The organism is Mycobacterium paraseoulense (assembly GCF_010731655.1).
In the GTDB taxonomy this organism is placed as follows: Bacteria; Actinomycetota; Actinomycetes; order Mycobacteriales; family Mycobacteriaceae; genus Mycobacterium; species Mycobacterium paraseoulense.
On the sequence record NZ_AP022619.1, the window covers coordinates 5,049,415 to 5,068,001 of the forward strand.

Sequence of the window (18,587 nt, forward strand, 5' to 3'; positions counted from 1 at the left end):
AGACTGTCGACTACGCGGTGCCCGGAAGTTCCGGGGGAAGCGCCGGCCGTGCGACCTCCTGCACGGGCCGCGCCATCACCGCTTGCTCTTGGTTCTGGTCTCGATCTTGATCTTGGGGGGCCAAAGATTTCTTTCTGAACCGGGCTTTGAGGCGACGCGCCGGCTTCTCGATCAGGAACCAGCTCGCGGCCGCCAGCGGCAGCGTGGCGGCGGCGGTGACACCGGTGAACAGCAGCGGATTAAGGGTGATGAGCCCGCAGACGAGCAGCAGTTGCTGGGTCGGGTACGCATAGATGTACATGCCATAGGACAGGTCCGTGCGCAGTCGCAGGTGCTTGTTGCGGATCAGGGTCCCCGACACGACTACGGCATAGGCCAGGGGCAGGGCGCCGACCACCCGGTAGTCCGGCAGCCAGCCCGCCGCCACGACGATGACCGCGCTTACCGCGACGAGCGACCAGCGGGCGGGTATCACATCTCGCCACTGATACAGGAACGCACCGGCCGCGAACATGATCGCGGCGCGGCACGCCAAGTAGAACAGGGCTGTGCGGACGTCGCCCTCGTGTTGGGTCATTACGTCGGGGAATTTCAGCCCCGGCAGCATCATCGCCCCGCCCGTCGCCAGCAGCAAAAATGCGAGCGAGACCCACCGGTGGTTGGCGAGTCCGATGACGCCGATGACGGCAACGATGAGGTAGCACATCACTTCCCAGATGAGGGACCACAGGGAAGCGTTCCAGACGCCCGCGCTCGGAACCCCGGTGGGTGTGCCGCCGATATCGAACTTGACCAGCGCCACGGCGCTGTTCTTCAACACGAAGTCCAGCGACGCGCCTGACGTGATGAGTTTGGTAAACGATCCGCCTTGAATCGCCACGCTGATCGGGGCGATGACGAACGCGGTCACCAGCAGGCAGACGTAGAAGCCGGGCAGGATGCGCAGCGCGCGAGCGGCCAGATACTCACGGAGGCGGGGATTGCTGAGCCAACTCGCGGTGATGAGGAATCCGGAGATGCCGAAGAACCCGTCCACCCCTACGCAAAGAAGAAGCTGCAGAACGGCTCGGGCCGACGGGAGGTGGCCCCTGATCGGGAAGGTGTGCCAAAAGATCACCTCGCCTGCCAGCGCAAGCCGCCAGGCGTTCAGTGCATTAATGCGCGGATCGAAGACCTGCCCGAGTTTCATCCGCCTCCCCCGTAGTCCCCACAGGGCTTAATCGGCGTCATCGTAGCGCAACGAAACTCAAAAAGGGCTGGTTCGCGGTACCTGAGGTAACGCGCAATGGGCGGATGAGCGGTTAGCCCATACGCGCGTGAGAAGCTGGTCAGGTAATGAATGCATTTCCGCGCACCACGAGTCGCCAAGTGCGTTGTGAGATAAGGACCGTCGCATTCGGTCGAAATGCCGGGCCGCGCGATTACCGGTGACGCATCCCGTCGATGAAGCGCTGCGTCTCCGCCCAGCTGGGCAAAAGCCCGGCGGCGCGGACTTCTTCGAAGCCGGGGGCCGCGGCGTCGCGGTCGGACAGGCTGGGTGCGGCGCCGTTCACCAACGGCCACTCGATCCCGATCGCCGGATCGGTCGCACAAATCGTGTGCTCGCGCTGCGGGTTGTATTCGGCCGAGCACAGATACATCACCGTCGAATCGTCCTGCAAGGCAAGGAAGCCGTGCCCCAGGCCCTCGGAAAGGTAAATCGTCCTGCGGTCCTTGTCGTCGAGCAGAACGGAATCCCACTGCCCGAATGTGGGCGAACCCTCGCGGATGTCCACCACGACGTCGAACACCGAACCGCGCACGCACGTCACGTATTTGGCCTGGCTCGGCGGCAGCTCGGCGAAGTGCAGGCCGCGCAGCACCCCGGCGGCCGAAACCGAGCAGTTCGCTTGCCGGACATCGAAGCGGTGACCGGCGAACTCGGTGAACCCGCGGTCGGTAAGCCATTCGAAGAACAGGCCACGGGAATCGCCGTGAACGGCGGGGGTGATCTCCCAGGCTCCGGGAATGGCGAGCTCGCGCACCTTCATCTTACTGACCACGCTCTTCGTAACGGGCTTCCGCGGCGTCTTTCAGGGGACGCCACCAGGATTCGTTGGCACGATACCAGTCAATGGTGGCGCTCAGGCCCTCCTCGAAATCGGTATGCTTTGGCGCCCAACACAGTTCGTCGTACAGCATCGACGGGTCGATGGCGTAACGCAGGTCGTGGCCCGCCCGGTCGGTCACGTGGTCGAAGTCGTCTGGTTCGCGGCCCATCATCTTCAACAGCGTGCGCAGCACGCTGAGGTTGTCGCGCTCGCCCTCGGAACTGATCAGGTAGGTGCGGCCGATCTCGCCCTTTTCCAGGATGCGCCGCACGGCGCTGTTGTGATCGTCGACGTGGATCCAGTCGCGCACGTTGGCGCCGCTGCCGTACAGCTTGCACCGCCGGCCGGTGAGCACGTTGGTGATCTGGCGAGGGATGAACTTCTCGACGTGCTGATACGGCCCGTAGTTGTTGGAGCAGTTCGAAATCGTCGCGCGCACGCCATACGACCGCACCCAGGCCCGGACCAGCATGTCGGCGCCGGCCTTGGTCGCCGAGTACGGGCTCGAGGGGTTGTAGGGCGTCGACTCGGTGAACCGGTTGGGATCGTCGAGCTCCAGGTCGCCGTAGACCTCATCGGTCGAAATGTGGTGTAGCCGCACGCCGTGGCGCCGCACCGCTTCCAGGATGGTGAACGTCCCGACCACGTTGGTGTGCAGGAACGGGCCCGGATCGTCCAGCGCGTTGTCGACGTGGCTCTCGGCGGCGAAGTGCACCACGGCGTCGGACTCGGCCACCAGCCGGGAGACCAGCTCGGCGTCGCAGATGTCGCCCACCACCAGCCGGATGGCGTCTTCGACGTCGGCCAGGGACTCGCGCCGGCCGGCGTATGTCAGGGCGTCGAGGACCGTGACGGAGTCTTCGGGGTGCTCGCGGACGGTGCTGTGCACGAAATTGGCGCCGATGAACCCAGCGCCGCCGGTGACCAGTAGCCGCATGGTCAAACCCTAACCGAGCGTGACGGTCAGCTTGCGGGAGTCAACCCCAGCGGCCCGGCCAATTCGCCCAGCGCCGACACCAGCGCGTCGTCGTCCTGGCTGTCCAGCACCTGGACGGCGACGTGATCGGCCCCGGCGTCCAGGTGTTCGCGGAGGCGTTGCGCGATCGCCTCGGGCGTGCCGTAGGCCACCACCGCGTCGATCAGCCGGTCGCTACCCGGCTTGCGGACGTCGGCTTCGGTGAAGCCCAGCCGCAGCCAGTTGTTCACGTAGTTGCTCAGGTCCAGGTAGAAGTTCGCGTACCTGCGGCCCACCGCGCGGGCCTTCTCGGCGTCGGTGGTCAGCACGACCTTGTGTTCGGGCGCGAGGAACACCGAGTTCCCGATCAGTTCGCGCGCCTTGGCCGTGTGTTCCGGGGTGGTCAGATACGGGTGCGCGCCGGCGCTGCGCTGCGCCGCCAGCCGCAACACGCGGGGCCCCAGCGCCGCGAGCACCCGGCGGCTGGTCGGCACCATCCCCGAGTCGAGCTCGTCGAGGTAGGCGACCAGCGCGTCATACGGCTTGACGTACTCCTGGGTGTGCTCGGGATGCCCGACCCCGATGCCCAGCAAGAACCTTCCCGGATAAGCGCTTTCGATGCGCTGGAAGGATTCGGTCACCCGCTTGGCGGGCGCGGTCCAGATGTTGACGATCCCGGTGGCCAGCTGCAACGACGCCGTCTGCTCCAGGGCGGGCTCCACCCACGCCAGGTCGGCGTCGGGTGAACCGCCGATCCACGCGGCGCCGTAGCCCAGCGACTCGATCCGTGCCGCCAGTTCGGGGGTGATGGAACGGCTGGGCAGCCAGACGCCGACGCGGCCCAGGTTGGGTTTGAGTGCTACTGGCTCGGTCACCTACGTCCCCCTCGTACGTCGTCTGCTAGCTCAGCCCGAGCGGCCCCGCCAATTCGGCCAGCGCCGGGACCAGGTTTTCATCCTTCGTCAAGACCTGTACGGGCACGTGGTCGGCGCCCGCGTCGAGGTGCTGCTTCAGGCGGGCCGCGATCGCGTCGGGCGTGCCGTAGGCCACCACCGCGTCGACCAGGCGGTCGCTGCCCGGCTTGGTGACCTCCTCGTCGGAGAAGCCCAGCCGCTTCCAGTTGTTGCGGTAGTTGGCGAGCTGGAAATAGATGTCGAGCGCCTTGCGGCCGACCGCGCGGGCCTTGTCCACGTCGGTGGTCAGCACCGCCTTGTGTTCGGGCGCCAGGAACGCCGACGGGCCGATCAGCTCGCGCGCCCGCGCGGTGTGCTCGGGGGTGGTCAGGTACGGGTGCGCCCCGGCGGCGCGCTGCGCCGAGAGCTTGAGCACCCGCGGGCCCAGGGCCGCAACCACTCGGCGGTCGGCGGGCACCCCGTAATCGTCGAGTTGCTGCAGGTAGTCGGCCAGCGCGTCGTAGGGCTTGCGGTATTCGGTGTGCGCCTCGGGATGGCCGACGCCGATGCCGAGCAGGAAGCGGCCGGGGTAGGCCTTGTCGATCCGGTGGAACGACTCGGCCACGGGCTGGGCGGCCGCCGTCCAGATGTTGACGATGCCGGTGGCCACCTGCAGGGCGGTGGTCGCTTCGAGGATGGGCTCCACCCAGGCCAGCTCGGCGGGCGGCGAACCGCCCACCCACACGGCCCCGTAGCCCAGGGATTCGATGTCCCTGGCCTGTTCAGGTGTGACGCCGCGTCCGAAAACTCCGAACCGGCCGAGATCGGGCTTGCGCGCTGCATCGGTCATGGTTGTTCCCAACCGGCGGGGTGGTGCCGCTATTCCGGGAGGTCCAGTTCCGCGGCCGGCGGTGCCTGAAGCGGCAGCAGCACGATGAACCGGGTATCGCCGGGCACCGATTCCACGCGCAGATCCCCGCGGTGCTTCTTGACGACGATGTTGAACGCCAGGTCCAGCCCCAGCCCGGTGCCTTCGCCGAACGGTTTCGTGGTGAAGAACGGCTCGAAGATGTGCTCGCGCACGTCCTCGGGCACTCCGGGGCCGGTGTCGCAGATCTCGACGCGGGCCATGTTCTCGCCATCCCGGCAGGTGCGCACGGTCAGCGTGCCGCCGGTGTCGCGCATCGCGGCGATGGCGTTGTCGATGATGTTGGTCCACACCTGGTTGAGATCGCCTGGGTAACAGGGGATTTCGGGAAGCGACCGGTCGAAATCCTTGACCAGGGTGATCACGGGGTGGTTACTGTTACTGCCGTCCTTGCTCCCGTCCTTGGTCAACCGGTCGGCGAACATCACCAGCGTGCTGCGCAGCAGTTCGTGGATATTGGCCACCTGGAACGGGGCCCGATCAAGCTGCGAATACTGTTTGGCGTCGGCGACCAACGCCGAAATCCGTTTGCTCGCTTCCAGAATCTGGTTCATCAGCAGCTCGCTCTCGATGGTGTAGTTGATCCACCGGATCGCCTCCTCCAACGATGTCGACGCGAGTTCCTCGCTGACCGTGGAAATCCGCTCCAGCCAGTCGGTGTCGATGCCGCCCTCGACGAACGTCGGCGCGATGTCCCAGCCGCCCTCGACGCCGTGTTCTTCCAGCCAGTCGCCGACGGCGTCCTCGCGGTCGGCGGTTTCCATCGCGCTCAGGTGTTCCGTCGCCGACTTTGCCACCTGCTCGGCCACCCCTTGCTGGAGGTGCACCAGGGCGCTGAGCGCCTCGGGGCTGACGGTGCCGTCGGCGAGCATGGCCAGCTTGCCCCGCATCCCGGCGACCCGGCCGCGCAGGTCGGCCGCCGCGCGGGCGATGGCCGCAGCGGGGTTGTTCAGCTGATGGGTCAGCCCGGCCGACAGCCGGCCCAGCGCCAGCAGCTTCTCCCGGTTGTCGATGATGCGGCGGGTCCGGTCGGTGCCGACGGCGATGCCGTCGAGCAGGTGGACGGCCATCGGGAACTGGTCCCTCATGAACTGCGCGAACACCGGCGCGTCCATCACGAAGAACCGCGACGGCTTGGTCACGTGCACCGAGGCGTCGTAGCTCTTCTGCTTGCCGCCGGTGAACGCCCGCCAGGCCCCGCAGTAGACGCCGCGCTGCGAGGTGCGGTTGGTTTCGATGTCCTGGCCGCCGGAAAGCTTGGACATCGTCAGCTCGCCGTCGATCAGGACGTAGAAGCAGGTCGCCGGCTCGCCCTCGACGCAGATTGGGCCCGGTTCGTAATTCTCGATGTGCCCGTTGGCGCACAACACCGCCAACTGCTCGTCGGTGAGCGCCTCGAACAGGAACAGGCTGCGCAGCTCGTCGGGCTCGCACGGCGTCTTGGCGGTCACGATTCCGCCAGATAGCGGTGCACCAGCATGACGGCCATCGATCCCTCGCCGACCGCGGCCGCGACCCGCTTGGCGGATTCGGCCCGCACGTCGCCGGTGGCGAACACGCCCGGCACGCTGGTCTCGAGGTGGTGCGGCGGGCGGTCCAGCGTCCAGCCGCACACGTTGCGCAGGTCCGGTCCGGTGAGGACGAAGCCATGGGGGTCGCGGGCGAGCACGCCGTCCAGCCACTCGGTGCGCGGCGCGGCGCCGATGAAGATGAACATGCGGGCGCAGGTGACGTCCTCGGTCTCCCCGGTCCGGTTGTCGACCAGGGTGAGCCGCTCCAGGTGGTCGGCCCCGACGGCGCGGCGCACCTCGGTGCAGGTGCGCACGGTGATGTTCGGACGCTCGCGGATCTGCTGGATCAGGTAGTAGGACATCGAGGCGTCCAGGGACGGGGCGCGCACCACGATGGTCACGGACTTGGCCTCCCGGGACAGGTACATCGCGGCCTGGCCCGCGGAGTTGGCCCCGCCGACGACGTAGACCTCCTCGCCCGCGCATTCCGACGCGATGGAGACGGCCGCCCCGTAGTAGACGCCGCGGCCGGTCAGCTCGCCGCAGCCCTCCGCCGGCAGCTGCCGGTAGGCGACGCCGGTGGCCAGGATGACGGCGTGCGCGTCGATCGAGCCACCGTCGTCGAACCGCACGGTGCGCTTGGGGCCGTTGACCTCCAGCGCCGTCGCGGTGCGGGCGGTGATGAGCTCGGCCCCGAACTTCTCGGCCTGCCGCCGCGCGCGGTCGGCCAACTGGCCGCCCGACACCCCGTCGGGGAAGCCCAGGTAGTTCTCGATCCGCGAGCTCTGGCCCGCCTGGCCGCCCGTCGCGGTGCGTTCGATCAGCACCGTGCGCAGCCCCTCCGAGGCGCCGTACACGGCGGCGGCCAGGCCCGCCGGCCCGCCGCCGACGACGATCAGGTCGTAGAACTCCTGCGACGGCGTGGTGGTCAGGCCCAGGGTGTCGGCCAGCTGCGCGTCGGTGGGTTCGACGAGGGTGTCGCCGCGTTCGGTGACGACGACGGGCAGCCGCAAGCCGTCCTCGCCGGCCGCCTTGAGCAACCGCTCGCCGTCCGGGTCGTCGGCCATGAACCACGAGTAGTGCAGCCCGTTGCGGGCCAGGAAGTCGCGGACCTGCCAGGACCGCTCCGACCAGCGGTGCCCGATCACCTTGGTGTGTGGGATCGGGTGCTCCGGCGCCGCCCGCCACGCGTCCAGCAGGGAGTCGATGACGGGATAGAACTTCTCCTGCGGCGGATCCCACGGTTTGAGCAGGTAATGGTCCAGGTCGACGACGTTGATCGCGTCGATGGCGGCGTGGGTGTCGGCGTAGGCGGTCAGCAGCACTCGCCGCGCGGCCGGGTACAGGTCCATCGCCTGCTCGAGGAATTCGATGCCGCTCATCTGCGGCATCCGGTAGTCGGCGATCATCACCGCGACCGTCTCGCCGCGCAGCTTGAGCTCCTTGAGCGTCTCCAGGGCGTCGGGGCCCGACTCGGCCCGCACGACCCGGTGCCGGTCGCCGTAGTGGCGACGCAGATCGCGGGCGACCGCACGCGAGACCGAGGGGTCGTCGTCGACGGTCAGCAGGACCGGCTTGCGAGGCTGAAGGGAGGGGGCGGCGGGGCTCGCGGGGCTCGTCATCGGGTTCAAGTATGCCCTCGTCAGGGCCCTCGCGGCAGGTCGAGGAGGCGGCTCGGCGGGCGGCGGGATTTCGCCGTCCGCGATTTTGGGTCGGGGGCCTGACCGGGTATTGTGGAACAACGGTGCGTCATCCGCGCCGACTTTTTGCGTGCCCTGTCTTAGGAATTCCCTGGAATTTCCTGCCCTTGGCTCACGTTTCAAGTCGGGCGAATGCTGCGCCGGTAATGGGCGCACATCAAGGATACGAAACCAAAGACGAGGATTGCTGAACAGTTATGGCCAAGAAGGACGGTGCCATAGAGGTCGAGGGCCGCGTGGTCGAGCCCCTGCCCAATGCGATGTTCCGCATTGAGCTGGAGAACGGTCACAAGGTGCTCGCCCACATCAGCGGCAAGATGCGGCAGCACTACATCCGCATCCTGCCCGAGGACCGGGTGGTGGTGGAGCTGTCTCCCTACGACCTGTCCCGGGGCCGCATCGTGTACCGGTACAAGTAGAAGCCCGATTTGGACCACGAGAAGAACAGGATCGAACAGCCGTGAAGGTCAACCCGAGCGTCAAGCCAATCTGTGACAAGTGCAGGGTGATCCGTCGGCATGGGCGGGTCATGGTGATCTGCTCCGATCCGCGCCACAAGCAGCGCCAAGGCTAGCGGCGATCGCAAGCGCTTGCCCCACAACTGAATGCAGACCTCCCAGTACCACTGAGCGGATACGCCGCTCAGCCACGCTCGGACGGAGGCCGGGCCCCGATGCCGGAATCGTTTTTCCGGCAGGGAACGGACTGGGATAAGACCTCCGCCTAGAAAAAAGAGGAAACGCCACCTATGGCTCGATTAGTAGGCGTCGACCTGCCGCGCGATAAGCGGATGGAGGTCGCGCTGACCTACATCTTCGGGGTCGGCCGCACCCGTTCCAACGAGATCCTGGCAGCGACGGGAATCGACAAGGACCTGCGCACCAGGGACCTCACCGACGACCAGCTGACCCACTTGCGCGACTACATCGAAGCGAACCTCAAGGTAGAGGGTGACCTGCGCCGCGAGGTGCAGGCCGATATTCGCCGCAAGATCGAGATCGGCTGCTACCAGGGCCTGCGGCACCGCCGCGGCCTGCCGGTGCGCGGCCAGCGGACCAAGACCAATGCGCGCACCCGCAAGGGCCCCAAGCGCACCATCGCCGGCAAGAAGAAGGCCAGGTAACCGCCCATGCCACCAGCCAAGAAGGCATCGTCTGCCCCCAAGAAGGGGCAGAAGACCCGCAAGCGGGAAAAGAAGAACATTCCGCACGGTGCCGCGCACATCAAGAGCACGTTCAACAACACGATCGTGAGCATCACCGACCCGCAGGGCAACGTCATCGCCTGGGCGTCGTCGGGCCACGTCGGCTTCAAGGGCTCGCGGAAGTCGACGCCGTTCGCCGCGCAGCTCGCCGCCGAGAACGCCGCGCGCAAGGCGCAGGAGCACGGCGTGAAGAAGGTCGACGTGTTCGTCAAGGGCCCTGGCTCGGGCCGGGAGACGGCGATCCGGTCGCTGCAGGCGGCGGGCCTCGAGGTCGGCGCCATCTCCGATGTCACCCCCCAGCCGCACAACGGCTGCCGTCCGCCCAAGCGGAGAAGGGTCTAGGGAATAGATCATGGCTCGTTACACCGGACCCATCACCCGCAAGTCGCGCCGGCTGCGCACCGACCTGATCGGTGGCGACCAGGCCTTCGAGAAGCGCCCCTACCCGCCCGGCCAGCACGGCCGCGCGCGGATCAAGGAAAGCGAATACCTGCAGCAGCTGCAGGAGAAGCAGAAGGCCCGCTTCACCTACGGCGTCATGGAGAAGCAGTTCCGCCGCTACTACGAAGAAGCGACCCGGCAGCCCGGCAAGACGGGTGAGGAGCTGCTCAAGATTCTGGAAAGCCGGCTGGACAACGTCGTCTACCGCGCCGGGCTGGCCCGGACGCGCCGGATGGCCCGCCAGCTGGTCAGCCACGGCCACTTCAGCGTCAACGGCGTGCACGTCAACGTCCCCAGCTACCGGGTGTCGCAGTACGACATCATCGACGTGCGGGACGGCTCGCTGAACACGGTGCCGTTCCAGATCGCGCGGGAGACGGCGGGCGACCGCCCGATCCCCAGCTGGCTGCAGGTGGTCGGGGAGCGCCAGCGCATCCTGATCCACCAGCTGCCCGAGCGGGCGCAGATCGACGTGCCCCTCGCCGAGCAGCTGATCGTCGAGTTCTACTCGAAGTAACGGACTTCCGCACGCCGCGGCCGCGGCGGGCGGACACCCAACGGCATCAAATAGCGGGTGCCGAGAAGGAGAAGAAGAAACACCATGCTGATCTCTCAGCGACCCACCCTGTCGGAGGAAGTCCTCACCGACAACCGCTCGCAGTTCGTCATCGAGCCCCTCGAGCCCGGATTCGGTTACACCCTGGGCAATTCGCTGCGCCGGACGCTGCTGTCGTCGATTCCCGGCGCGGCCGTGACCAGCATTCGCATCGACGGCGTGCTGCACGAGTTCACCACCGTCGCCGGGGTGAAGGAAGACGTCACCGCGATCATCCTGAACCTCAAGAGCCTGGTCGTGTCCTCGGAAGAGGACGAGCCCGTCACCATGTACCTGCGCAAGCAGGGCCCGGGCGCGGTCACCGCGGGTGACATCGTGCCGCCCGCCGGTGTGACCGTGCACAACCCGGAGATGCACATCGCGACGCTGAACGACAAGGGCAAGCTGGAGGTCGAACTCGTCGTCGAGCGCGGCCGCGGCTACGTGCCGGCGGTGCAGAACCGGGCCTCCGGCGCCGAAATCGGCCGCATTCCGGTCGATTCCATCTACTCGCCGGTGCTCAAGGTGACCTACAAGGTCGACGCGACCCGTGTCGAGCAGCGCACCGACTTCGACAAGCTGATCCTCGACGTCGAGACCAAGAGCTCGATCACCCCGCGCGACGCGCTGGCGTCGGCCGGTAAGACGCTGGTCGAATTGTTCGGCCTGGCACGCGAACTCAACGTCGAGGCCGAGGGCATCGAGATCGGGCCGTCGCCGGCCGAGGCCGACCACATCGCCTCGTTCGCGCTGCCGATCGACGACCTGGACCTGACGGTGCGCTCGTACAACTGCCTCAAGCGCGAGGGCGTGCACACCGTCGGCGAGCTGGTGAGCCGCACCGAGTCCGACCTGCTCGACATCCGCAACTTCGGTCAGAAGTCGATCGACGAGGTGAAGGTCAAGCTGCACCAGCTGGGCCTGTCGCTCAAGGACAGCCCGGCGAGCTTCGACCCGTCGCAGGTCGCCGGCTATGACGTGGCCACCGGCACCTGGTCCACCGAGGGCGCCTACGACGACCAGGACTACGCGGAAACCGAACAGCTCTAATCAGTCCGTCCCGGCCCTACCTGATACGGGGGTCGGCCCCACTTAGGAGATAGTGCAATGCCCAAGCCCACCAAGGGTCCTCGCCTCGGCGGGTCGTCTTCGCACCAGAAGGCGCTGCTGGCCAACCTGGCCACGTCGCTGTTCGAGCACAACCAGATCAAGACGACCGAGCCGAAGGCGCGGGCGTTGCGCCCGTATGCGGAGAAGCTGATCACGCACGCGAAGAAGGGCACGCTGCACAACCGGCGTGAGGTTCTCAAGAAGATCCGCGACAAGGACGTGGTGCACAAGCTGTTCGAGGAGATCGGGCCGTTCTTCGCCGACCGCAACGGCGGCTACACCCGCATCATCAAGGTCGAGCCGCGCAAGGGCGACAACGCCCCGATGGCGGTGATCCAGCTGGTGCTGGAGAAGACGGTCACCTCCGAGGCCGACCGGGCGCGCCGGGCGAAGACGCCCAAGAAGGCGCCCGTCGCGGCGGCGGCGGCACCTCAGGCGGCGGTTGAGCCTGAGGAAGCCGTCGGCCCGACGGCCGAGGAGGCGACCGAGACCGAGGCCAAGGAGCCTGAGGTCACGGAGGCCGAGGCTGCCGCCGAGGAAAAGCACGACGAGGCCATCGAGGCGCGGGCCGAGGCTGAGAAGGCCGAAGAGGCCGACGAGGCTGACGAGAGTTAACGATCACGTCCGTCTGCGGCTCGACATCGCCTATGACGGAACGGATTTCGCGGGCTGGGCCCCCCAGTCCGGCCAGCGCACCGTCGCCGGAGTGCTCGACGACGCGCTGACGACCGTCTTCCGCACGCCGATGCGGCTGCGGGCGGCCGGGCGCACCGACACCGGGGTCCACGCCACCGGTCAGGTGGTCCACGTCGACGTGCCGCCGGCCGCGCTGCCGAACGCCTACCCGCGCTCGTCGCGCGCCGGCGAGTCGGAGTTCGAGCCGCTGGTGCGCCGGCTCGGCCGGTTCCTGCCCGCCGATGTCCGGGTGCTCGACATCGCCCGCGCCCCTGCGGGTTTCGACGCCCGGTTCTCGGCGCTGCGGCGCCATTACACTTACCGGCTGTCGGTGGCGCCGTACGGCGTGCGGCCGCAGCAGGCCCGCTACGTCACCGCCTGGCCCCGGCCCCTGGATGTCGACGCGATGGCCGCCGCGTCGCGAGAACTGCTGGGGTTGCACGATTTTGCGGGGTTCTGCCGGCACCGGCCGAACGCCACCACCATCCGCGACCTGCAGCGCCTTCAGTGGTCGCGCGACGGTGACCTGATCACCGCGCACGTCACCGCCGACGCGTTCTGCTGGTCGATGGTGCGCTCGCTGGTCGGGGCGCTGCTGGCGGTGGGCGAGCACCGCCGTCCGGTGTCGTGGTGTGCTGAATTGCTCAGCGCCACAAGCCGCTCCAGCGACTTCGCGGCCGCGCCGGCGCACGGGCTGACGCTGGAACGCGTCGACTATCCGCCCGACGACCAACTCGAGGCGCGCAACCTCATCACCCGGGACCTGCGCACCCGCTAAACCTTGGCGGCGACGAAGCGCGCGGCCTGATTGGTCAGGCCGGGCACGTAGCTCAGGTGCGCCGCCCACTGGGTGCCGCCCGAGCAGATCGGGTCGCCCGGGTTGCACAGGTCGATGGTCTTGCCCCCGAATTCCGGGGTCAGGGCGCTCATCAGCTGGCCGGCCCGGCCCGACGGATTGCCGAACAGCGCGACGGCGGCGACGTGATCGGCGGCCGCGGCCGGCAGCGGCTGCCGGAACCCGAGGCCGGGCAGCGGTGCGGCCGTGACGATGTCGACGACGGCCGCGCCCTGGGAGTAACCGCCGAGCACCAGCTTGGTGTTGGGGCAGTTGCCCGCCATCTGCTGGATGTGGTTGCTGGCGTCGTTGGCGCCGTCGGCGGCGGCCAGGAAGTCCTTGCTGGCCGGGTAGTTCACCCCATAGGAGCCAACGCTTTTGGAAGTCTGCCGGCGCAGCGAGTCGACGAACGCCCCGCCGACCTTGCCCACACCGGGCGGCTCGTCGGTCCCGCGGGCGAAGACCACCTCAACGCCGGGGCAGGAGGCCAGGGCCTGCGGAAGCAGCTGGGGAGCAACCACTATCGCGGCGCCGGCGAGCAGGCCGGCGCCCAGCGTCAATGGAATGAGCCGCACCCCACGATGTTAGGGGCGCGTTGATCTCGCGCCGGTAACGATTTAGACGAGAGGAGCTTGCGGAGTCACCGTGGTCGGGGCGGCCGGCGCGTTCGGCGCGGTGCCGGTTCCGTCGTGGATCGAGGGCGGCGACCCGGGCGGGCTCTGCTGGCCGTAGACCGGTGACGGCTGGCCGGGCTGCGTCGGAACGGGGCCCAGCGGCGGCCCGAACCCGGGAACCGACTGGCCCGAGCCGGCCAGCAACTTACTCGCGACGAACGCGGCGGCCTGGGTGGTGTACACGGGGACGTAGCCCTCGGTGTGCCCGGTCCACTCGTTGCCCTGACCCGCGTGGCAGATCGGGTCTTGCGGATTGCACAGGTCGATGGCCTTGGAGCCCAGCAGCGCGCTCTGGCTGGGCAGCGTGCCGCCGGCGCGGTCGGCCACGTCGCCGAAGGTGGCGACCGCCGCGATGTTGGGCGCGTACTGCGCGGGCAGCGAGCTGCCCCAGGTGATGCCGCCGATCGGCACGCCGGCCACGATGTCCATCACCGACGCGCCCTGCGAGTAGCCGCCCAGCACGATCTTGGTGTTCGGGCAGGTTTCCACGCTCTTCTTGACGCGGTCGATGGTGTCGTTGGCGCCGTCACCGCCGTGCAGCTGCAGCTTGCTGGCGGCGTAGTTCACCCCGTAGGGCAGGATGTTCAGGTGGGTCTGCTGGCGCAGCGAGTCCACGAAGGCGTCGCCGACCCGGCCCAGACCAGGGGGTTCGTTGGTGCCGCGGGCGAAGATGACCTCGACGTCCGGGCAGTCGAAGGCGGAGGCTGTTGGCGTCGCAGCGGGGGATACGAGCAGGCCGGCGGCGGTAACCACTGCAGACACCCCCGGGCCCGCCCAGCGACCTAAGCGGTGGGAAAGCACGCCGTAACTTTACCTACCCTAAGCACGGATCGAAAGTTCGCTGGCCTGTGGATCAATTAAGCGCCCCCTCGCTCGGCCGCTCTAGCGTGTGTGCAACAACGATGCAGGGTGGGGGAACCAGTGTGGCGTCAGCCGGCCACGTGGCTGCATGTCAGCGGGTACCGATTCCTGCTGCGTCGCCTCGAGTGTGCGTTGCTGGGCGGCAACATCCACACCCTCAGCGTCCGCTCGCGGGCGCAAACGGCGGCGCTGACCGTCGGGTGCGTGCTGACGGCGGTCGCCGTGGCGGGAGCGGCGCTCGTCGCGTTGCTGCGGCCGCGGGTCGCGCTGGATGGCGCCCAGTTGGTGATGGGGCGGGAATCCGGGGCGCTGTATGTGCGCGTGGGGGATACCTGGCACCCGGTGCTGAACCTGGCGTCGGCGCGATTGATCGCGGCGACGGCCGCCAATCCCCGCCCGGTGCCCGAAGCTGATCTGACGCGCGCCAAACGGGGTCCGCTGCTGGGCATCCCGGGCGCGCCGCAGGTTATCGGCGAGCCGTTGAGGGCGGACGAATCGGCGTGGACGATCTGCGATACGGACGGCGCCGGCGCGACGACGGTCGTCGTCGGCGCGACCGACGCGGCGACGGCCCGTCGCCTCGGTCCGGGTCAGGCCGCGCTGGTCGCGCCCGCCCCGGGTGCGCCGGCCTACCTGCTCTACGACGGCCAGCGTGCCCTTGTCGATGTCGCCGACCCTGCGGTGGTGCGCGCGCTCCGCATCGAAGGGCGGGCACCGCGACCCGTCTCGCCATCGTTGCTGAACGCCATTCCCGAGGCGCCGCCGATCAGGTCGCCGCGGATCCGCGGCGCCGGCGAGAGGTCGGCCGCGATACCCGGGTTCGGGGTGGGCAGTGTGATGCGCATCGCACGCGCCGGTGGTGACGAGTATTACGCGGTGCTCGCCGCCGGCGTCCAGCGCATCGGGGAGGTCGCGGCCGATCTCCTGCGCTTCAGCAACTCCCAGGGCGCCGTCAATGCCGTCCCGGTGACACCCGACGCCATCCGCGCCGCCCCGATCGTCCAGTCGCTGCCGGTGGCCGGTTTCCCTGAGCGGGCGCCGACACTGTCGGACGACGCCAGCACGTTCTGCGTCTCGTCGCAGGCCGCGTCATCCGGCCAATCCGGCGCCGCCCTTTTCGCCGGCAGCCGGCTACCGTTGCCGGCCGGTCAGGCGCCGTTGACCCTGTCACAGGCCGACGGACCCGGCCCCGCGCTGGACGGCGTGTACGTGCCGCCCGGCCGGAGTCTCTACGTGCGAGTCGGCACGCGCTACCTGGTCACCGACAGCGGGGTGCGGTTCGCGATCCACGACGACGACGCCGCGCATGCCCTCGGGCTGCCCGCGCCGAACCCGGCGCCGTGGTCGGTCCTGGGGGTGCTGCCGGCGGGACCCGAGCTGAGCCGAGGCACGGCGTCAATCCCCCGCGATTCCGTTTCGGGGACCCCGTAGTCGGCTCACGGCGGCACCCGCGGCCAGCGCCATCACCAGGCCGGCGAGGCAGATGGCCGAGCCGCGCAGCGCGGTGGTCCGCGCGTGGGTGTTCGGTGCTTCGGCAGGCGGCGGCGCCGCGATCGGCGCGGGCACCGGTGGCGGCGCGGTCGCCGGCGGAGCGGCATCGCTGCTGACCGCCGTCAGCGGGTCGACGGTGCCGTTGCCGACGAGCGGATCCCAACCCCCGGGCGGGTGATGGGAGGTCGACTCGATGCGCTGCATCACCTGCCGCGCGGTCATCGCCGGGAACCGGGATCGGATCAGCGCGGCCAGCCCACTGACCACCGGCGCGGCATAACTGGTGCCGGACACCGGTGCCGCGCCGAGCGGTGTCACCGCCTCGCCGGGGGCGGCGACGTCCACCCAGGGGCCGGCCAGGGTGAACGCCGACGGGGCCCCTTCGGCGTTCACCGAACCGACGGTCAGCACGTAGTCGTCGTACCACGCCGGGCTCACCGCGACGGTGACGTTCTCCCAGCCGGCGTCCGGGCGCTGTGGTGGGCACTGCCCGGCACCGCCGGTGTTGCCCGCCGCGGCCACGACGACGGCATTCTTGACGTCCACGGCGTACGCCAGTGCGGCGCCCAGCGCGCGGTCATCGAGCGCCGACGCGACCGGAACGCACGCGACCGCGGAGATGTTGATCACCGACGCGCCGAGGTCGGCGGCAGTGCGCACGGCTTTCGCCATGGTGTCGACGTCGCCCACGCCGCCGCGGGACCGATCGTTGGCAGGGGAGAACTTTCCGCTGGACTGCCGGATGCTGACCAGGGTGGCTTCGGGCGCCACCCCGCTGAAGCCGGCCGCCATCGAATCCTTTGTCGCACCGATGATCGCGGCCACCATCGTGCCGTGGGCGTCGCAGTCCTGGGTGCCGTCGCCGCTGGACACGTAGTCGCCGCCGGGCACCACCTCGGGGAGCAGGCGATGCGGCGAAACACCGGTGTCGATGATCGCGACCCGCTGCCCGGCGCCGCGGGAGAGCTGCCACACCCGCGCCATGTCGGGGAGGTCCGCCGGTCGACCCGGCGCCGATGCGCTGGCCATCGTCGCGCACACCTCGCGTTGCACGGTCGGCGACGGCGGCGCGGGCCGCGCGGGCTTCGGTAACCACTTGTCGTCGACCCGCGGCGGCGAAACCGCCTGCGCCGGGGCCGTTCCCACCAGTGAGATCGCCACCAGCGCCGGCACCGACAGCAGGCGGGCGGCGCGCGAGGCCCTCACGTGAAAGCCATTCCTCGCGCGGCACCGTACAGTCCACAGATCCAGAAGGTCAGTGGGACGACCGCGATCAGCGCCAGCCACTCCAGCGCCTCGACGCTACGGCGTGCAATGAGTGGAAGCGACAACGTCGGAGCGGCGAAGCCGAGGTAGATCGCCGCGGCCGTCAGCGTCGCCGTCGCCGCGGCCACCCATGGGCCGTGCCCGGTGGCCCTGAAGGCGGCAACACCGAAAGTTGTTCCCACGACGCCGATTCCGGTGATGGCGAAGGCCAGCATCCGTCGGTTGTCAGCGGACCGTGCACGCAGCAGTAACAGGGTGCCGGTGATGCCGCCGAATGCGATGCAAGACAGGCGCGGTGCACCGGCCAAGACGGTGACGACGGCGCCGAGCGCCGCCGATGACGACAACCCGGCAAGCAGGCTCGACAGCCAGGCGTCGGCGCGGAGGGTTCGCCCGGCCACGGCGGCTTCGGTCTCGTCGGTGTCCGAGCTGGTCGCCAGCCGGGGTGATAACCCCGCAAGGACGATCGATGCCCGCGCCGCAGTCCCGAGCAGGCCGAGCGACACCAGCGCCGCCGCCGCGCCGATGGCCTGCGGCGGGGCGGCAGTGATCGCGCCCACCAGCGCGGCCCCCGCGACGACCGTCGCGACGGATGACAGGGCTGTCAGCGTGACCGCACCGCAGCCCGACGACCGCGTCGCCAGAACGCAGGTCGCGGCCGCCGCCGTCGAGGCCAGCACTACGTGCCAGACCCCCGGGGCGCCGGGGACCGCCAGAAAACCCGCGACCGCAGCGAACGCCGTGGCGATGGCGCTGAGCGTCACCCCGGCGACCGCATCCCGGTAGGCCCGGTGCGCAACCGCAGCGGACAGCAAGGCAACCACGACCGCAACCGTCAGCACGCCCGCCGCGGCGCGGCCCTCATGGTTTCCATTGGCGCCGGACGTGTTCCGGACCATCGCCAGCGCGCCGGTGACGATCACGCAGATTGCGGAGATCGCACCGGCGAGCCGGGTCACCGGTCGGCGCCCGGGGCCCGGCGCCGAATCCACCGCCAGCGTCTCCGACACCGCCTCGGCGACGTCGTGGTGACGCCCGGCGGGTGGCGGGGCCGCCGCCCGACTCAGAAGCAGTACGGCGCCGTCGGGGATTCCGCTTTGCGCCAGCGTCTTCGACGGATCCAGCGCGGCGGAGCCGGGCAGCGACAGGCGATAGCGCTTGGCGGTCAGACCGTCTCCGTCCTCGCCCGGCTTCAGGATGTCCACGATGGAGGGGGTCAGCACGGTGACGGGAATCCCGGCCGGTAGGGCCAGGTCGGCGACGGCGGTGCCGGACTGTATCGACACCCGGCACAGCCCCGGATCGGTTGCGGGCAACAGTGATCCCTTCGGTCGGATTGCCGCGAACATAGCCAGCTT

The 18,587-nt window shown here is 69.0% G+C and carries 20 protein-coding genes and 1 pseudogene; 9 read left to right on the forward strand and 12 right to left on the reverse strand.

Translation table 11 applies throughout. The features are described 5' to 3' along the window. Positions 1 to 10 precede the first annotated feature (10 nt). The 8 genes and pseudogenes from G6N51_RS23605 to G6N51_RS23635 all read right to left on the reverse strand — a co-directional run bounded on the left by G6N51_RS23605 (position 11) and on the right by G6N51_RS23635 (position 7,999). Positions 11 to 1,189 (reverse strand): acyltransferase family protein, encoded by a 1,179-nt coding sequence (locus tag G6N51_RS23605; RefSeq protein WP_083175634.1) that lies wholly within the window; start codon positions 1,187 to 1,189, stop codon positions 11 to 13. Between the two features lie 232 nt (positions 1,190 to 1,421). After that, positions 1,422 to 2,030: a dTDP-4-dehydrorhamnose 3,5-epimerase gene (gene rfbC / locus G6N51_RS23610; RefSeq protein WP_083175636.1), complete on the reverse strand. Its 609-nt coding sequence runs from the start codon at positions 2,028 to 2,030 to the stop codon at positions 1,422 to 1,424. A 1-nt stretch (position 2,031) separates the two neighbouring features. Continuing rightward, the gene (gene rfbB / locus G6N51_RS23615) at positions 2,032 to 3,027 is read right to left on the reverse strand and encodes a dTDP-glucose 4,6-dehydratase (RefSeq protein WP_083175639.1); all 996 of its coding nucleotides are present in this window, start codon (positions 3,025 to 3,027) and stop codon (positions 2,032 to 2,034) included. Positions 3,028 to 3,053: 26 nt separating this feature from the next. Continuing rightward, complete coding sequence (locus G6N51_RS23620; RefSeq protein WP_083175642.1) at positions 3,054 to 3,920, reverse strand: LLM class F420-dependent oxidoreductase; 867 nt, start codon at positions 3,918 to 3,920, stop codon at positions 3,054 to 3,056. A 25-nt stretch (positions 3,921 to 3,945) separates the two neighbouring features. Beyond that, positions 3,946 to 4,788 (reverse strand): LLM class F420-dependent oxidoreductase, encoded by an 843-nt coding sequence (locus G6N51_RS23625; protein ID WP_083175644.1) that lies wholly within the window; start codon positions 4,786 to 4,788, stop codon positions 3,946 to 3,948. 29 nt (positions 4,789 to 4,817) lie between these two features. Further along, entirely contained in the window at positions 4,818 to 5,420 is a 603-nt protein-coding gene (locus G6N51_RS29730) for a sensor histidine kinase (RefSeq protein ID WP_372510110.1), read from the reverse strand. Positions 5,421 to 5,957: 537 nt separating this feature from the next. After that, positions 5,958 to 6,317: pseudogene (locus tag G6N51_RS29735) on the reverse strand (cyclic nucleotide-binding domain-containing protein); the annotation flags it as partial. After that, on the reverse strand, positions 6,314 to 7,999 hold the full coding sequence (locus tag G6N51_RS23635; RefSeq protein ID WP_083175673.1) for an FAD-dependent oxidoreductase: 1,686 nt from the start codon (positions 7,997 to 7,999) through the stop codon (positions 6,314 to 6,316). The pseudogene G6N51_RS29735 and the gene G6N51_RS23635, both read right to left, overlap by 4 nt. A 275-nt stretch (positions 8,000 to 8,274) precedes the next feature. On the opposite strand from G6N51_RS23635, the gene infA reads away from it, so the two are divergent. The 8 genes from infA to truA all read left to right on the forward strand — a co-directional run bounded on the left by infA (position 8,275) and on the right by truA (position 12,880). Further along, positions 8,275 to 8,496, forward strand: coding sequence for a translation initiation factor IF-1 (gene infA, locus G6N51_RS23640; RefSeq protein ID WP_003418601.1), 222 nt, complete (start codon positions 8,275 to 8,277; stop codon positions 8,494 to 8,496). 41 nt (positions 8,497 to 8,537) lie between these two features. Beyond that, entirely contained in the window at positions 8,538 to 8,651 is a 114-nt protein-coding gene (gene rpmJ, locus G6N51_RS23645) for a 50S ribosomal protein L36 (protein WP_003879483.1), read from the forward strand. A 174-nt stretch (positions 8,652 to 8,825) separates the two neighbouring features. Continuing rightward, on the forward strand, positions 8,826 to 9,200 hold the full coding sequence (gene rpsM, locus G6N51_RS23650) for a 30S ribosomal protein S13 (RefSeq protein ID WP_083175650.1): 375 nt from the start codon (positions 8,826 to 8,828) through the stop codon (positions 9,198 to 9,200). A gap of 6 nt (positions 9,201 to 9,206) precedes the next feature. Then, positions 9,207 to 9,623, forward strand: a complete 417-nt coding sequence (rpsK, locus tag G6N51_RS23655) for a 30S ribosomal protein S11 (protein ID WP_067203479.1) — start codon at positions 9,207 to 9,209, stop codon at positions 9,621 to 9,623. A gap of 10 nt (positions 9,624 to 9,633) precedes the next feature. Further along, positions 9,634 to 10,239, forward strand: a complete 606-nt coding sequence (rpsD, locus tag G6N51_RS23660) for a 30S ribosomal protein S4 (protein ID WP_067950708.1) — start codon at positions 9,634 to 9,636, stop codon at positions 10,237 to 10,239. Positions 10,240 to 10,323: 84 nt separating this feature from the next. Beyond that, positions 10,324 to 11,367, forward strand: a complete 1,044-nt coding sequence (locus G6N51_RS23665; RefSeq protein ID WP_083175653.1) for a DNA-directed RNA polymerase subunit alpha — start codon at positions 10,324 to 10,326, stop codon at positions 11,365 to 11,367. Positions 11,368 to 11,424: 57 nt separating this feature from the next. Then, on the forward strand, positions 11,425 to 12,042 hold the full coding sequence (rplQ, locus tag G6N51_RS23670; RefSeq protein WP_083175656.1) for a 50S ribosomal protein L17: 618 nt from the start codon (positions 11,425 to 11,427) through the stop codon (positions 12,040 to 12,042). Continuing rightward, complete coding sequence (gene truA, locus G6N51_RS23675) at positions 12,002 to 12,880, forward strand: tRNA pseudouridine(38-40) synthase TruA (protein WP_083175675.1); 879 nt, start codon at positions 12,002 to 12,004, stop codon at positions 12,878 to 12,880. Before rplQ ends, truA begins: the two co-directional genes overlap by 41 nt. On the opposite strand, the gene G6N51_RS23680 is transcribed toward truA, so the two are convergent. Then, entirely contained in the window at positions 12,877 to 13,497 is a 621-nt protein-coding gene (locus G6N51_RS23680) for a cutinase family protein (RefSeq protein WP_083175677.1), read from the reverse strand. The two genes, truA and G6N51_RS23680, sit on opposite strands and share 4 nt — an antisense overlap. Before the next feature lie 57 nt (positions 13,498 to 13,554). Further along, the gene (locus tag G6N51_RS23685) at positions 13,555 to 14,412 is read right to left on the reverse strand and encodes a cutinase family protein (RefSeq protein WP_083175659.1); all 858 of its coding nucleotides are present in this window, start codon (positions 14,410 to 14,412) and stop codon (positions 13,555 to 13,557) included. Between the two features lie 120 nt (positions 14,413 to 14,532). On the opposite strand from G6N51_RS23685, the gene eccB reads away from it, so the two are divergent. Then, the gene (eccB, locus tag G6N51_RS23690) at positions 14,533 to 15,903 is read left to right on the forward strand and encodes a type VII secretion protein EccB (protein WP_083175661.1); all 1,371 of its coding nucleotides are present in this window, start codon (positions 14,533 to 14,535) and stop codon (positions 15,901 to 15,903) included. Here eccB and mycP read toward each other — a convergent pair. Both mycP and eccD read right to left on the reverse strand, forming a co-directional pair. Further along, entirely contained in the window at positions 15,868 to 17,169 is a 1,302-nt protein-coding gene (mycP, locus tag G6N51_RS23695; protein WP_142275236.1) for a type VII secretion-associated serine protease mycosin, read from the reverse strand. The genes eccB and mycP overlap by 36 nt on opposite strands. Further along, positions 17,166 to 18,578, reverse strand: a complete 1,413-nt coding sequence (gene eccD, locus G6N51_RS23700; RefSeq protein ID WP_083175681.1) for a type VII secretion integral membrane protein EccD — start codon at positions 18,576 to 18,578, stop codon at positions 17,166 to 17,168. Before eccD ends, mycP begins: the two co-directional genes overlap by 4 nt. Between the last annotated feature and the right edge of the window lie 9 nt (positions 18,579 to 18,587).

Coding starts and splice junctions, on each gene's coding strand:
- rpsD (WP_067950708.1), top strand. CDS start 9,634: ATGGCTCGTTACACCGGACCCATCACCCGCAAGTCGCGCCGGCTGCGC.
- rpsK (WP_067203479.1), top strand. CDS start 9,207: ATGCCACCAGCCAAGAAGGCATCGTCTGCCCCCAAGAAGGGGCAGAAG.
- rpsM (WP_083175650.1), top strand. CDS start 8,826: ATGGCTCGATTAGTAGGCGTCGACCTGCCGCGCGATAAGCGGATGGAG.
- rfbC (WP_083175636.1), bottom strand. CDS start 2,030: ATGAAGGTGCGCGAGCTCGCCATTCCCGGAGCCTGGGAGATCACCCCC.
- G6N51_RS29730 (WP_372510110.1), bottom strand. CDS start 5,420: ATGAACCAGATTCTGGAAGCGAGCAAACGGATTTCGGCGTTGGTCGCC.
- infA (WP_003418601.1), top strand. CDS start 8,275: ATGGCCAAGAAGGACGGTGCCATAGAGGTCGAGGGCCGCGTGGTCGAG.
- eccD (WP_083175681.1), bottom strand. CDS start 18,578: ATGTTCGCGGCAATCCGACCGAAGGGATCACTGTTGCCCGCAACCGAT.
- G6N51_RS23665 (WP_083175653.1), top strand. CDS start 10,324: ATGCTGATCTCTCAGCGACCCACCCTGTCGGAGGAAGTCCTCACCGAC.
- rfbB (WP_083175639.1), bottom strand. CDS start 3,027: ATGCGGCTACTGGTCACCGGCGGCGCTGGGTTCATCGGCGCCAATTTC.
- G6N51_RS23605 (WP_083175634.1), bottom strand. CDS start 1,189: ATGAAACTCGGGCAGGTCTTCGATCCGCGCATTAATGCACTGAACGCC.
- rplQ (WP_083175656.1), top strand. CDS start 11,425: ATGCCCAAGCCCACCAAGGGTCCTCGCCTCGGCGGGTCGTCTTCGCAC.
- G6N51_RS23635 (WP_083175673.1), bottom strand. CDS start 7,999: ATGACGAGCCCCGCGAGCCCCGCCGCCCCCTCCCTTCAGCCTCGCAAG.
- G6N51_RS23625 (WP_083175644.1), bottom strand. CDS start 4,788: ATGACCGATGCAGCGCGCAAGCCCGATCTCGGCCGGTTCGGAGTTTTC.